This is a genomic window from Kitasatospora purpeofusca (assembly GCF_042691725.1).
GTDB classification, from domain to species: domain Bacteria; phylum Actinomycetota; class Actinomycetes; order Streptomycetales; family Streptomycetaceae; genus Kitasatospora; species Kitasatospora purpeofusca_B.
On the sequence record NZ_CP170483.1, the window covers coordinates 4,414,490 to 4,427,118 of the forward strand.

Sequence of the window (12,629 nt, forward strand, 5' to 3'; positions counted from 1 at the left end):
GCCGGACCGCCGGCGTGTTCTCGGCGGGCGGCCGGGGCGGTCACCGGCCTTCCAGGTGGTATCCCGGGTAGATGACGTCCGGTGCGGCGTCCCGGCCGTCCCCCTTGGCCCCCACGAACACGGCGAAGCTGCCGACGTCGGGCCGCCAGTCGTCCGGGACGCTCAGCGAGAACGTGAAGGACGTCGAGTCGAACGGCCGCAGCAGCCGTTCCAGCAGCGTGGTGTCGACCACCAGCTGTCCGCTCGCGTCCGGTGCGACCGGCAGCGTGCGCAGTCCCTCGGCGCCCGAGCCGTACCGGGCCCGGACCACGATGCCGGCCGAGGACGCCGACCTGCTCAGCATGATCGTCGGGATCACCGAGGCCAGCGGCGCCGCCCCCGGATTGCGGACGGTCATCGTGAACGTGCCGGCCTCCGTCGTGCTGATCACGGTCCCGATCTCCGGTGCCTTCTGCGCGTCGGCGGGGGCCTTTGACAGCCGCAGGGCCGTCATCCTCGACCCCGCCACGGTCCGTTGCGGCAGCGACGGCAGCAGCGCCAGGCCCTCGATCAGCAGCTTCCCCTCCGCGCTGTCGATCGCGGGGACCAGCCGGTAGCGGACCGTCCGGGCGGCCCCCGGGGCCAGCGGGAACGCCACCGCGTCGCCCGAGGCCAGGTAGTTGCCCGACGCCTCGGTCAGCGGCACCGTCGTCCAGACGCCGTCCCCGTCCTCGCGCTGCAGCTGGCCCTGCACCGACTTGCCGGGGCCGACCGGGTCGACGAGCTCCCGGACCGCCACCACCGGAGCCACCGTCTCGTAGGGCTGGTCACCGATGTTCCGCCAGGTCACCGAGAAGGTCACCTCCTTGCCGCCGACGATCGCCTCCGCCCCCGCCAGACCGTCGAAGCTCGGCACGATGCCCTGGGCCGGGCGGACTCCCCCGTCGCCGACGGTCGCGGACGGCACCGTCCCGGACGGTGCTCCGCCGGGCGGGGAGAGCGTTTCGCCACCCGGCCGGATGCCCCCGTTGCCGTCCCCCGCGCCGCCGTCCCCCGGGCTGCCGGTGGTGGCCGTCGCGGAGGCGGCCGCCGGGCTCCGCGACGACCCCACGGGCGGCGCCCCGACCGGGCGGCCGAGCGGGTCGGTGGGCCGCGCGCTCGGGGAGAGCGGGTCCACACCCCGGGCCGGATCGGGGCCGTGGCTCATCGTCGCCGCCGGCGCGCCGTCCTTCCTGTCCGCGAGGGTGTCGCTGGGGACGGTGAGCAGACCGACGATCGTCGCCGCGGCCATCCCCATCAGCGGCAGGCCCACCAGGTAGGCGGGCCGGCGACGCGAACGGGGGCCCGCGGGCGGATCGGCCGGGCGCAGGTCCTGGGAGGTGATCCGGGCGGCACGGGCCGCCATGGCTTCGCGGAGCAGTCGCTCCACGGGCGACTCGCCGACGGGACCCAGGCCGCGGCCACTGCTGCGATCCCCGTCGGCCCCGGGGCGCCACTCGTCGCTCATCGGGCGTCCTCCAGCTTCTTCTCCAGGGCGTCCAGGGCCCGACTGGCGGTGGACTTCACGGTGCCGCGGGACACCGCGAGGATCTCCGCGATCTCCGACTCGGACAGGTCGGACCAGTAGCGCAGCACCAGCACCTCGCGCTGGCGCGCGGTCAGTTCCTGCATGGCCACCAGGACCCGGCGGTGCTCGTCGTGGAGGACCGCGTGGTCCTCCGCCGACGGCGCGTCGGCCTCGTGCGGCGGCACGTACTCGCGGGCCGTGCGGCGGCGGCGCAGCACCGACCGGGAGCCGTTGACCACGGCGGTGCGCAGATAGGCCAGCGCGTTGTCCAGGTCGTCCAGCTGCTCGCCGTACCGCTGGTAGAGCTTGGCGAAGGCCTCCTGCACGACGTCCTCGGCCTGGTCCTGGTGGTCGACCAGCAGCACCGCGAGGCGGACCAGGCTGAGCCGGTGGGTGAGGTAGAGCTCGGTCAGCGTCGGACCGGCCTCCCGCGTGCGGCCGCCACCGGGCAGCAGGCGGAACCCGGCGCGGCGCCGGGTCGCCGACTGCGCGGCGACGGGCAGGTCGAACACCTCGCCCGCGCCCTGCGCCTCCTGGGCGCCGAACAGCAGCGTCACCAGCCCGCGCAGGGGCGTCCCCCACGCCTGGGTCGCCCGCGCGGCCGGCCCGGTGGCCATGGACATCCGTCTTCGCTTTCCCCCCGACGGCGTTCCGGTTCCGCACCGGTGCGTCGAGACATCGTCATCGGATGACCGGGCCCGCCGGGCCCGGCCGGATCGTCGCCGGCTGCCGACCGGTCGTCAGTAGTCGGCGAACAGCGGCACGCGGGCCCTCCGGAAGGGCTGGGCCCGGCCGTCGACGCTGTGGCCGACCATCAGTTCGAGACCGGCCCCGGCCCGCCACCCCTGCGGGAGGTTGACCCGGAACCGGTAGACCGTGCTCTCCCCCGGAGCGAGCACCTGGGAGAGCCCCGAGGTGTCCAGCCGGACCAGGCCCTCCGCGTCGAGGGTGCCCTGCAGGCGGCGCCACTCGCCGTCCACCAGCACCTCGGCGGTCAGGTCCTGCGGCACCAGGCCGTGCGGGGCGTTCCGGCCGACCGGGTCGGTCGCCGCCAGGTCGGGGGTGACGGTGTGGCTGGCGAAGCCGTCCGCGTTGGCCAGTTCCACCCGCAGCTCGGACGGGACCAGGCCCATGGTCCCGTCGGTGGGCCTGCCCAGCGACATCCCGACCGGCTGGGCCACCGTCACGTCCACCCGGGTCACCGCGGCGCCGGCCCGGACCGCCTTGGCGCCGCTGCCGATCCAGCCCTCGGCCGCGATCGGCAGCCGGCCCGACATCCCGCCGGCGGCCAGGGTCAGCCGGTAGCGGACCGTCCGGCTCTCCCCTGGGTCGAGCGAGAACGTGCCCTGCTGGGGGCCGCTGCCCACGCCCGGCTGGTTCATCTTGACCTCGCGCCACTGGTCGAGGTCCTTGCGGTCCAGCATCCCCTTGGCCGTCGTGCCGGGGCGGGCGACGGCGGCCGGGTAGTCGTACGGGAGCACCCGCACCACCGGGACGACCTCGTCGTAGCGCCGCTCGATGCGGTTGGTCCAGGTCACCTCGAAGTCGAGGTAGCTGCCGTCGGCCGGGGTCTGCCAGACGCCGGTGAGCGAGCGGACCGAGACGTCGATCTGCTCGGCGACCGCGTTGGGCATCTCCTCCGGCCAGCTCGCGGAGCCGCCGGCCGCGAGGGCGGGCCGGTACGCCTCACCGGGGGCGGGGTCGGGGTCGGACGCCCGGAGGAGGGCCGGCCCGGAGCCCTGCCCCGAGCCCGGCCCGGCCGCCGCGAGCCCGCCGGAGAACCCGCCCGGGAGCACCGCGGCGGGCGCCGGTGCGGGCGCCCCGGTGACCGGCGCGGCCAGCGCCGACCGCATCGAGGCCGCCCCCGCCGGCGCCGGCCCCGCCGCCCGGATCGGGCGGACGTCCTCGTCGGCCTCGACGGGAAGCAACGCGTAGCCGGCCACACCGGCGACGACGGCCGCCAGCGGAACGGTCCTGACGAGACGCCGAACAGTAGACGGGCGCATGGTGGGTTCCCCGTGGTAGTCGGACTCTGCCTGTGCGGCGAGGCCCGGCACCGGCTCGGTCGGAGCCGCGCCGGATCGGCCCTCACCCTTTCAGACGCCCGAGTCCCCGAGGGGTTGCGGGGTGTTCGAAGAAAATTTCGCAGTGGCCGGAATCAATACATTCATTGGTATCCCTCCGACACGTTCTCGGCGGAATGCCCCGGCGCCGCTCCGGCCACCGCGCCCGACCACCACTACATCCGGCCTCCGCTACGCCCGGCCTCCGCTACGCCTGCCCGCCGATGCGCCGGTCCGCGTTGGCGAGCATGGCGTCGTGCAGCCACCGCGCGAGACCCGGGGCGAGGTCCTCGTACACCTGCGTGAAGCGCGGGTCGGCGAGGTACATCCCCGCGATGCCGCGGTGGATCTCGAAGGTGCAGTCGTAGAAGTTGTCGCGGATGTGCCGCCGGTGCTCTTCGGCGAGGTCCGTGGCCGGGCCGCCGTCGGCGGGCTCGCCGGCGGTGAAGGCCTCCACCAGGCGGGCGTTGAGCGCGTCCGTCTCGGTCTTGATCCGCTCCCAGTCGGCCTTGTCGTAGCCCCCGGTGCGGCGCTGGGACTCCGCCCAGGCCGCGGTGTCGCCCCAGCGCTGCTCGGCCTCGGTCTCCCACTCCTCTCGGTAGTGCTCGCCGAAGAGCTCGAACTTCTCCTCCGGGGTCAGCTGGATACCCATCTTCTCTGCCTCCATGGCGTGTTCGACGGCCGCGGCCAGTTGCTGGAGATGGGCGATGCGGTCGGTCAGCAGCCGGTGCTGGCGCCGCAGGTGCTCGCTCGGGCTCACCGAGTCGTCGTCCAGAATGGCCGCGATCTCCTCGAGGGGGAACCCGAGTTCGCGGTAGAACAGGATCCGCTGCAACCGGCCGAGGTCGGCCTCGTCGTACCGGCGGTAGCCGGCCGGCGTGCGGCCCCGGGGGGACAGCAGGCCGATCTCGTCGTAGTGGTGCAGGGTGCGGACGGTCACCTTGGCGATCCTCGCCACCGCGCCGACCGCGTACCCGTCTGCGGTGTTCATCCGGGTTCTCCCTCCGTGCTGACCACTACCCTCCGTCCTCCCGTTGCGTGAGGGTCAAGCCGGTGGCGGCGCGGGTCAGACGGCGGCCGGCTCGCGTTCGGTGCGCCGCCGCGCGCCGTCCTGACCGGCGACCCGCCGGGAGCCGCCGCCGCGCCCGCGCCTCCGCCGGGTGGGCCAGAGCAGGACGTACCCCGCCGAGACCACCACGAAAGCGAGCCGGACGAAGCCGCGCGCCGGGTCGGACGGGAGGAACAGCGTGCCGCCGTACAGGGCGGCCAGCGCGATCCAGCTCCACCACGGCACCAGCCGCCGCTGCCCGACGGTGTCCCAGAGCAGCGTGCCGAGCAGGATCGACGCGGAGTAGTACGTGTAGACGCTCGGGTCGAGCAGGATCCTGGCGTCCGCCCCCAGCAGGACGACGGCCGGCCAGCGGCCGCGCCAGACCGCCAGAGCGCCCAGGGACAGGCCGAGGGCGAACTGCGCCGGGCGGTCCCACCACGGCGTCGCCGGATCGCTCACCCCGAACCAGCGCAGCGCCGAGGCGGGCTGGTTGGGGATGGTGAACTTCGCGGCCGCCATGGTGTCCAGGTCGCCCAGGTAGAACGGCAGCCAGGCGAGGGCCACCAGTCCGACGAACCAGAGCACCGTCCGCAACCACCTGACCCGGGGCAGCGCGAGGATCAGCGGCGCGAAGGCCAGCGCCCACGGCTTGGAGTCCACCGCCAGCGCCAGGTACACGCCGACCAGGGCGGCCCGGCCGCGGCTGACCTCGTACGCGGCGAGGGTGGTGAAGAACAGCGCCAGCACGTCGTCCAGGTGCGCGAAGCGCACGGACACCTCGACCCACATCGGGATGAAGGCCAGGCCGGCGATCAGCAGCCGCTGCTGGAGCCGGCGGTGGTTGGTACCGGTGCCCAGGTAGTGGCGGGCGGCGGTGCGGCCGACCAGGACCAGCATCGCCAGGCCCAGTCCGGACATCACCGCCTCGGCCAGCAGTTCGCCGGTGTGCGGCGGGAAGGGGTCGAAGAGCCGCGCCACCGCCAGGCTGACCGGGCCGATCTGCAGCTCGGGGTGGTGGGCGTAGAGCGCGAGGCCGCCGTCCGGCCGGTCGCTGAAGAGCAGTTCCTCGCCCTGGCGCAGGTAGTGCCAGGAGAAGCCGCCGCTCGGCTCGACCAGCAGGAACCACAGGACGGTCCAGGCGAGCAGCAGCACGTGGTGTCTGCGGACCGGCAGACCGACGATCCGGCCGGCGGCGGCCTCGTAGTCCGTACCGGCCCGCGCCGCGCGCCTCGACCGCACCGGCCCCGTCGAGCGCTCCGCGCCCCGTACCCGCACCCCGTACCTCGCCTGCCCTGTGTCGGCCCCCTCGGACGGTCATCCTAGGCACCGCCGGGCGGCCCGACGCACGCCGCCCGTGTCCCCGGTGGGCCGGGAACACGGGCGGCGTGCGTCGTGGTGCGCGGTCGGCGGGTCAGCCGTGCTGCGCGGCGCGACGGCGGCGGAGCACGAACAGGGTGCCGACACCGGCCGCGAGGACGGCGCCACCGGCGACCGCGATGGCCGTGGTGTCGTCACCGCCACCGGTGGTGGCCAGGGCCTTGTCCGCGTTGGCGCGCGCCTGGGCGACGGCCTCCGGGGTGATCGGCAGCGGCGCGATGGCCGGGACCTTCACCGGGAAGTCGATCGGCTGGCGGGCACCGGTCCCGTCGTCGCCCTCGGTGTCCTCGGGGGCCGGGGTCGCCGGGGCAGTGGTGGCGGGGGCGCTCGGCGAGGCGCTCGTGCCGGACGTCGTGGTCGCACTCGGCGACGCGCTGCCCGACGGCGTCGTGCTCGACGTCGCGGTCGGCGTCGTGGTCGCGGACGGCGAACCGCCTTCCGACGGCAGCGCGGTGGCCGACGGGCTGGTGCTCGTGCTCGGCGCAGCCGTGGCGCTCGACGTGGCGGTCGGCGTCGCGGTGGCGGACGGCGAGGTGGTCGCCGACGGCGAGGTGGTGGCCGACGGGCTGCCGGTCGGCTTCGTCGTCGGGCTGGCGCTCGGGCTGGTCGGCTTGGTGGTGCTCGGCTTCGCGGTGGGGCTCGGCTTTCCGCCGCCCCCGGCCACGATCTTGAAGCGGTCGCCGCACGAACCGTCACCGAGGAACTCGCCCTGCCCGATCGGGTCGTTGCCCTCCGCCTTCCCGGCGAAGACCACCGGGACGACGCCGGCCGTGCCGAGCGGCGCGGCCTTGTCGACCGTGACCCGCACGGTGATGGTGAGGCTGCTGCCCTTGTTGACCGCGAGCAGCGAGTTCTTGGCGTCGGGCAGGCGTCCGTCGATGAGCTTGGCGAGCAGGAACAGCACGCCGTCGTCGTCGCCGTCGCCGCCGCCCGGCGCCGGCTTGGCCGGCAGCCAGGTCTTCGTCTTGTCCAACCCGTCGGGCAGCTGGTACTCGACCTTGAGGTGCTCGCCGCGCAGCGTGCCCTTGGGGTTCTTGAACTTGAGCAGCGGGTAGTAGACGAAGTCCTGCTTGGTGTTGTTGTCGACGGTGAAGTTGAACAGCTTGCTGTCGCCGCCGGCGACGAAGGTCCGCGGCACCCCGTCCAGGGACAGGTCGAGCGAGCGGGCCCTGGCCTTCTCGGCCTGCGGCGTGGCGGCGGCGGAGGTGGGTCCGGTGGTGGCGGCGGCCACCGCGCTCTGGGCACCGGTCAGGGCCATCGAGGCGGCGAGCGCTGCGGCGCCGGCCAGGGCGAGACTGCGAGGTATGGAGATGGACAAGGGAAACCTCACGAGAGTGTCCGGGCGCGGCCCGGGGGAGCGGGAGGACCAGGCGGCTGTCCGAGCCGCGATCCCCCCGCGAAGCTGAAAGTCCGACGGAGACTACCGAAGTCTTCGGCCGTACCGTGAGGCGGGTGCCGGTTTTCTTCGGGCGTGGGACGATTTCTGTCCGATTGGCCCAACTCTGCCCCGGGGAAGGGCTTTTGCACCTGCGACGCCCGTGCCGCCCTTGCCGTCCGCCCCGCTACTCCGGCAGCCCGGCCCGCCGCCGCGCGACGGCCGCGACCGCGGCCCAGTCCTTCTCGCCGTCCCCGTGCGCCAGCGCGTCCAGGAACGCGTCCCGCAGCACGCTGCCGAAGGGCAGCGGCACGCGCGCCGCCGCGCCGGCGGAGAGCGCGAGGTCGACGTCCTTGAGCCCGAGCGGAAGCTTGAACCCGGCGGGCTCGTAACGGCGTTCGGCCACCATCGAGCCGTATCCGGAGTAGACCGGCCCCGGGAAGAGGGTGCCGCTGAGCATCTCGATCAGATCGGTCGGGCGGACGCCGTTGGCCTCGGCCAGGCTGCACGCCTCGGCCATCGACTCGATCGCGCAGGCCAGCAGGAAGTTGGTGCTGATCTTGGCGGTGTTGGCCTGGCCCGGACGCTCGCCGAAGTGCCAGACGCGCCGGCCCATCGCGGCGAACAGCGGCTCGACCGCGGCCAGCGACTCCGCGCTCCCGGCGGCCAGGATGTTGAGCTCCCCGGCCTCGGCCACCGGCGGGCGGCCGAGCACCGGCGCGGCGACGTACCCGATGCCGTACTCGGCGTGCAGGGCCTCGGCGCGCTCGGCCAGGGCGACCGAGACGGTCGCCATGTTGACGTGGGTGCCGGCCGTGGCGGCCTCCAGCAGGGCCGGGTCGAGCAGCAGCCGCTCCACGGCGGTGTCGTTGGCGAGCATCGAGACGACCGCGTCGGCGGCGAAGACGTCGGCCAGTCCGTCGGCGGCCAGGGCGCCCCGGGCGACCATGGCGGCCACCGGTTCGGGCGAGCGGTTCCAGACCCGGACGGTGTGCCCGGCCTTCACCAGGTTGGCGGCCATGCCCTGGCCCATCGCGCCCAGTCCGACGAAGCCGACGGTCATCCCGCTCATCGCACACTCCCGCTGTCACCCGGCGGCCGGACCGGTCGTCCGGCCACGATCAGCCGACTGTACGTCAGCCCGGCGGGGCGTCGGGCCGTCGTTCCGGAGGAGCCGCCGCCGCGGTCAGGCCGCCGCGGCGTGCCGCCCGTCCGCCGAACCGGCCTCCAGGTGCGCGCGGACCCGGTGGCGCAGCAGCTGGTACTGGGCCTGCAGCCGCCCCGGGCGCAGCGGGCGGGCGACCGGCCGGCCGGGACCGACCCGCTCGTCCGGGCCGAAGCGCGAGCGGGTCATGTCCACCTCGGCGCCGGCCGCGGAGCGGTTCCACCAGTGCAGGTCCGTCCGGACCCCGCCGGTGTACACCTCGCCCATCATCAGCTCGCCGCCGAGCAGGTCGTGCACCACCAGGGCGGTCGCCCGGCACTGGCCGTGGGCGGGATTGTCGGGATGCCAGTGGGCCTGGTCCTCGGGCGCGCAGGTGTCGACACCCCAGGAGGAGCGGATCGCACGTTCGATGTCGTTGAGGGTCCACGCCGTCATAGCGGGAAGCCTGCCACGCGGCACCGACAGCGGCAGCGGCTTTTCGGCCGGCGACCCCGTGTTCTGCGGTGACCCGCGCGACCTTCACCCGTACGGGGAGCCCGCCGGGGCGGTGGAGTGCGCCGGGGCGGTCGGGGTCCGCCCCGGCGCACGGGCCGACCGCACGCCCTCGGCGCGGGCCGGGGTTCCTCGGCCGGGCTACTTGGTGAGCGCCTCGACGCCCGCCTGCGCGAACTGCTCGTCCAGGTCGCCGCTCGGCGCGCCCGCGACACCGATGCCCGCCACCGGCGCGCCCTTGGACTGCACCGGGGCGCCGCCGGCCAGGAACAGGGTGTTCGGGATGTCCTTGAGGTTCGGGGCCTGCGCCAGTCGCTTGGCCAGCTCGGAGGTGGGCGCGTTCCAGGAGACCGCCGTGAACGCCTTCCGGACCGCCGACTCCGGCGACTGCGGGCCGGCGCCGTCGCCCTTGAGCAGCACCCGGGTGACGCCGTCGCGGTCGACGACCGCCACCGAGACGCGCTGGCCGGCCTTGGCGGCCGCGTCCAGGGTGGCCTGGGCGGCCTTGGTGGCGGCCTCGATGGTCAGACCGGTGCTCTGGGCGAGGTTCTTGTTCTGGGCGTCGGTCCTGACCGCGGCGGCGGCGACGGCCGGGGTGTCGGTGGCCTCGGCGCTGGCCGAGACGGCGCCGAGGGTGGCGGCGGCCAGCGCGGCGGCGGCGACGGTGCCGGTCAGCACCTTGGCGCGAACGGAGGTCTTCTTCATGGTCCGGCTCCTCGTCGGATGGGCGGTGGTGGGGACGGGTTCGATCCTCCGTTCCGGGGCCCCGGCGCCACATCGGCGGTCCGGACACCGCGCCCGGGCATGATGGACGACGGAGCCGTCAACCGATCGGTCGATGCGGCCCCGGGCCGGCCGGGTCACCATCGAAGGATCGCCGCAGCCCGAACGGCCCGAGCGAACCGACCGGACAGAGCGGACAGAGCGAGGAGCGGCCCCGTGCACCACCCCGGCCCCCGGTCCGCGTCCCCGGCGTCCCCGGCGTCCCCGGCCCCGCCCGCCCTCGCCGCCTCCCCCGACCCGGACGCCGGCCGGCTGGCCGTACTGCTCGACTCCGCCTTCCTCCTTCTGCTCGCCACCTCGCTCAGCCGCTTCCTCACCCACCACCCCGGCAACCCGCGCATCCCCTGGGTGCTCGGCCTGAGCATCGCCCTGGCCGTCGTCCAGCCGGTCGGCTCCTGGCTCGCCCACCGCCGTCCGCCCGCCCCCGGGCAGCGCCGCCGCCCCTGGCCCCTGGCCGTGGTGACCGTGCTCTGGGTGGTCCTGGTGCTGGTCGCGCCGAGCTTCGCCTGGTGCGCCGTCCCGCTGGTCTACACCGCCCTGCGGACGCTGCCCACCCCGGCGGCGGTCCCGCTGGTCGCGGCGCTCACCCTGCTGGTGGTCGTCGGCGAGGTCCGGCTGCCGGGCCCGCTGGACGCCAACCTCGTCCTGCTGCCGCCCGCCGTCGCCGCGCTGGCCACCGGCGTCTTCCTGTACATGGAGCGGCAGGCCGAACGGCAGCGCGCGCTGATCGCCGACCTGGTCCGCACCCGGCGCGAACTCGCCGCCACCGAACGGCGGGAGGGGACGCTGGCCGAGCGCGAACGGCTGGCGATGGAGATCCACGACACCCTCGCCCAGGGCCTGTCCAGCCAGCAGATGCTGCTCCAGGCCGCCGACCGCACCTGGGACGGCGACCCGGCGACCGCCCGCGGCCACGTCCGCACCGCCGCCGAGGTGGCCGCCCGGAACCTCGCCGAGGCCCGCCGCTTCGTCCACGACCTCGCGCCCGCCGAACTCGCCGACGGCCGCGGCCTGGACCAGGCGCTGCGCGCGCTCGCCGAGCGGGAGGCCGCCGAGAGCGGACTGCCGGTCCGCTTCCACCTGGACGGCGCGCCGGTGCCGCTGCCGGCGGCCGCGCAGTCGGCGCTGCTGCGGATCGCCCAGGGGGCGCTGGCCAATGTCCGCGAGCACGCCGGGGCCTCGGCCGCCGCGCTGACCCTCTCCTTCCTCGGCGACCAGGCCGTCCTGGACATCGCCGACGACGGCCGCGGCTTCACCCCCGCCACACCGACGTCCCCCTCGCCCTCGCCGTCCTCGCCCTCACCGTCCTCCCCCTCACCGTCCTCCCCCGGCCGCGGCCACGGCCTGCCGGCCATGCGCGCCCGGCTGCGCCAGCTCGGCGGCACCCTGACCGTGGAGAGCGCCCCCGGCGAGGGCACCGTGGTCTCCGCGGCCGTCCCGCTCACCCCCGACCGCCGCTAGACCTGGAGCCGCCCGATGAACGCCGTCCCCGCCCCGTCCCCGGTCCGGCTGCTGGTCTGCGACGACCATGCCGTGGTCCGGGCCGGTCTGCTCGCCCTGCTGGCCAGTGCCGGCGACATCGAGGTGGTCGGCGAGGCGAGCAGCGGCGAGGAGGCGGTCGACCTGGCGGCCCGGCTGGCCCCGCAGGTGGTGCTGATGGACCTCCAGCTCGGCGACGGCATCGACGGCGTGGAGGCCACCCGCCGGATCACCGCGGCCCCGGACGCCCCGCACGTCCTGGTCCTGACCACCTACGACACCGACGCCGACATCACCCGGGCGATCGGCGCGGGCGCGACCGGGTACCTGCTGAAGGCCGAGCGGCCGGAGGAGCTGTTCGCCGCGGTGCACTCGGCCGCGCGGGGGCGGACGGTGCTCTCGCCGCCGGTGGCCTCCCGGGTCATGGCGCAGATGCGGGCCCCGTCGCCGCAGCTCACCGAGCGCGAGACGGACATCCTCGCCCAGCTCGCCCAGGGGCTCGGCAACCGGGAGATCGCCCGCGCGCTGTTCATCAGCGAGGCGACCGTCAAGACCCACCTCGGCCGGATCTACGACAAGTTGGGCGTCGACACCCGGGCCGGCGCGGTGGCCGTCGCCAAGGAGCGCCGGCTGCTCCGCTGATACCGACATCCCGTTCGGAATGTCGGATTCCGAACAAACGTCTTCGTCCCGCCCCGCCGCCTCCGACGGCATCCGAACGACCGGGCCCCATCAGCCCTTTCTCCCACCTCCCCGGCACCCCTTGCCATCCGGACCTCCATCCCCGATTGTGGATGTTCCGTGGATTTGAGCATTGACAAACCAACCATGCGGTTTGTTACCGTAACGATCAACGACGCCCCACCTCAAGGGGGCTTGCCGGGCCTGTGCGGAACGCTCTCGCCGGAGAGCTGTGCCAGGGGGGACGGCGGGAGTCCGGGGCGATCGGGGGGAGCGGCACGAAGCCGCGCGTCGACGCGGCGCGGAGCGGGTCCGGGGGGACTCGCTCCGCGCCTCCCTGCTTTCCACCCCACCCTCATCACCTCGCGACGACCCCGCGCCGCCACCGGCCCGGCGGGTAAACTGCACCGGGTAGTGCAATCCGCCGAGGAGGGACCCGCCCGATGAGCACAGCGAACCCGGCTCCGACCGCCGGCCCCTCCACCTCCCAACGCGACCTCGCCACCACCCACTTCACCCTCCTCCGCCTCCTCCCCCCGCCCCTGACCCGGCCGTCGGCCCATCTCCCTTGCCCGGTGGACCGGCCCGGTTCACACTGATCACCGGAACGAGGGGGA

At 74.9% G+C, this 12,629-nt stretch carries 11 protein-coding genes; 2 read left to right on the plus strand and 9 right to left on the minus strand.

What is annotated here, in order from left to right:
- Positions 1 to 40: 40 nt before the first annotated feature.
- The 9 genes from ACFCLZ_RS18610 to ACFCLZ_RS18650 all read right to left on the minus strand — a co-directional run bounded on the left by ACFCLZ_RS18610 (position 41) and on the right by ACFCLZ_RS18650 (position 9,774).
- Positions 41 to 1,486 (minus strand): hypothetical protein, encoded by a 1,446-nt coding sequence (locus ACFCLZ_RS18610; RefSeq protein WP_380286041.1) that lies wholly within the window; start codon positions 1,484 to 1,486, stop codon positions 41 to 43.
- On the minus strand, positions 1,483 to 2,169 hold the full coding sequence (locus tag ACFCLZ_RS18615; protein ID WP_380286042.1) for an RNA polymerase sigma factor: 687 nt from the start codon (positions 2,167 to 2,169) through the stop codon (positions 1,483 to 1,485). Before ACFCLZ_RS18615 ends, ACFCLZ_RS18610 begins: the two co-directional genes overlap by 4 nt.
- Positions 2,170 to 2,286: 117 nt before the next feature.
- A complete protein-coding gene (locus tag ACFCLZ_RS18620; protein ID WP_380286043.1) occupies positions 2,287 to 3,552 on the minus strand; it encodes a hypothetical protein in 1,266 nt (421 codons plus the stop codon).
- Positions 3,553 to 3,817: 265 nt separating this feature from the next.
- On the minus strand, positions 3,818 to 4,600 hold the full coding sequence (locus tag ACFCLZ_RS18625; protein ID WP_380286044.1) for a MerR family transcriptional regulator: 783 nt from the start codon (positions 4,598 to 4,600) through the stop codon (positions 3,818 to 3,820).
- Between the two features lie 75 nt (positions 4,601 to 4,675).
- Positions 4,676 to 5,899 (minus strand): hypothetical protein, encoded by a 1,224-nt coding sequence (locus ACFCLZ_RS18630; RefSeq protein ID WP_380286046.1) that lies wholly within the window; start codon positions 5,897 to 5,899, stop codon positions 4,676 to 4,678.
- Between the two features lie 172 nt (positions 5,900 to 6,071).
- On the minus strand, positions 6,072 to 7,355 hold the full coding sequence (locus ACFCLZ_RS18635) for an LPXTG cell wall anchor domain-containing protein (protein ID WP_380286047.1): 1,284 nt from the start codon (positions 7,353 to 7,355) through the stop codon (positions 6,072 to 6,074).
- 244 nt (positions 7,356 to 7,599) lie between these two features.
- Complete coding sequence (locus tag ACFCLZ_RS18640; protein ID WP_380286048.1) at positions 7,600 to 8,484, minus strand: NAD(P)-dependent oxidoreductase; 885 nt, start codon at positions 8,482 to 8,484, stop codon at positions 7,600 to 7,602.
- A 114-nt stretch (positions 8,485 to 8,598) separates the two neighbouring features.
- Positions 8,599 to 9,012, minus strand: a complete 414-nt coding sequence (locus ACFCLZ_RS18645; protein WP_380286049.1) for a hypothetical protein — start codon at positions 9,010 to 9,012, stop codon at positions 8,599 to 8,601.
- Between the two features lie 198 nt (positions 9,013 to 9,210).
- A complete protein-coding gene (locus tag ACFCLZ_RS18650) occupies positions 9,211 to 9,774 on the minus strand; it encodes a heme-binding protein (RefSeq protein WP_380286050.1) in 564 nt (187 codons plus the stop codon).
- A 234-nt stretch (positions 9,775 to 10,008) separates the two neighbouring features.
- Between ACFCLZ_RS18650 and ACFCLZ_RS18655 the strand changes: the two genes are divergently transcribed.
- The gene (locus ACFCLZ_RS18655) at positions 10,009 to 11,313 is read left to right on the plus strand and encodes a sensor histidine kinase (RefSeq protein ID WP_380286051.1); all 1,305 of its coding nucleotides are present in this window, start codon (positions 10,009 to 10,011) and stop codon (positions 11,311 to 11,313) included.
- Positions 11,314 to 11,328: 15 nt separating this feature from the next.
- Positions 11,329 to 11,973 carry a response regulator gene (locus ACFCLZ_RS18660; protein WP_380286052.1) on the plus strand — a complete coding sequence of 215 codons (645 nt, stop codon included), beginning with the start codon at positions 11,329 to 11,331 and terminating at the stop codon, positions 11,971 to 11,973.
- Positions 11,974 to 12,629 lie beyond the last annotated feature (656 nt).

Coding starts and splice junctions, on each gene's coding strand:
- ACFCLZ_RS18620 (WP_380286043.1), bottom strand. CDS start 3,552: ATGCGCCCGTCTACTGTTCGGCGTCTCGTCAGGACCGTTCCGCTGGCG.
- ACFCLZ_RS18640 (WP_380286048.1), bottom strand. CDS start 8,484: ATGAGCGGGATGACCGTCGGCTTCGTCGGACTGGGCGCGATGGGCCAG.
- ACFCLZ_RS18660 (WP_380286052.1), top strand. CDS start 11,329: ATGAACGCCGTCCCCGCCCCGTCCCCGGTCCGGCTGCTGGTCTGCGAC.
- ACFCLZ_RS18625 (WP_380286044.1), bottom strand. CDS start 4,600: ATGAACACCGCAGACGGGTACGCGGTCGGCGCGGTGGCGAGGATCGCC.
- ACFCLZ_RS18610 (WP_380286041.1), bottom strand. CDS start 1,486: ATGAGCGACGAGTGGCGCCCCGGGGCCGACGGGGATCGCAGCAGTGGC.
- ACFCLZ_RS18645 (WP_380286049.1), bottom strand. CDS start 9,012: ATGACGGCGTGGACCCTCAACGACATCGAACGTGCGATCCGCTCCTCC.
- ACFCLZ_RS18615 (WP_380286042.1), bottom strand. CDS start 2,169: ATGTCCATGGCCACCGGGCCGGCCGCGCGGGCGACCCAGGCGTGGGGG.
- ACFCLZ_RS18650 (WP_380286050.1), bottom strand. CDS start 9,774: ATGAAGAAGACCTCCGTTCGCGCCAAGGTGCTGACCGGCACCGTCGCC.